The sequence below is a fragment of the Paracoccus sp. SSJ genome (genome assembly GCF_030234105.1).
GTDB classification, from domain to species: Bacteria; Pseudomonadota; Alphaproteobacteria; order Rhodobacterales; family Rhodobacteraceae; genus Paracoccus; species Paracoccus denitrificans.
Genome location: NZ_JASSPE010000073.1, coordinates 1 through 671, shown reverse-complemented (window position 1 = coordinate 671; position 671 = coordinate 1). Strand labels below are relative to the sequence as shown.

Sequence of the window (671 nt, the reverse complement as noted above, 5' to 3'; positions counted from 1 at the left end):
CCCTCTTCCTTGGTCAGGATGTAAGCCTCGGCCTCGAACTCGGTATGCGGCGTCACCGAGCCGGGCTTCGCAAGGACCTGGCCGCGCTCGACGCCGTCACGCTCCACACCGCGCAGCAGCGCGCCGATGTTGTCGCCCGCTTCCCCGCGATCCAGCAGCTTGCGGAACATCTCGACGCCCGTGCAGGTCGTCTTCTTCGTCGGGCGGATGCCCACGATCTCAAGCTCGTCGCCCACGTTCACCGCGCCGCGCTCGACGCGACCGGTCACAACCGTGCCGCGGCCCGAGATCGAGAACACGTCCTCGATCGGCATCAGGAACGGCAGGTCGACGGCGCGCTCGGGCGTCGGGATGTATTCGTCCACCGCCTTCATCAGCTCGCGGATCGAGTTCTCGCCGATCTCCGCGTCGCGGCCTTCCAGGGCGGCCAGCGCCGAGCCCTTCACGATCGGAATGTCGTCGCCGGGATAGTCGTAGGACGACAGAAGCTCGCGCACTTCCATCTCGACCAGTTCCAGAAGCTCGGGGTCGTCCACCTGGTCGACCTTGTTCAGGTACACCACCATGTAGGGAATGCCCACCTGCCGGCCCAGCAGGATGTGCTCGCGCGTCTGCGGCATCGGGCCGTCGGCCGCGTTCACCACCAGGATCGCGCCGTCCATCTGCGCCGC

At 67.2% G+C, this 671-nt stretch carries 1 protein-coding gene; it reads right to left on the bottom strand.

Annotated elements, in window-relative coordinates:
• The coding region (locus QPR87_RS23555; protein WP_285051574.1) for a GTP-binding protein at window positions 1-671 on the bottom strand (671 nt) is incomplete at both ends.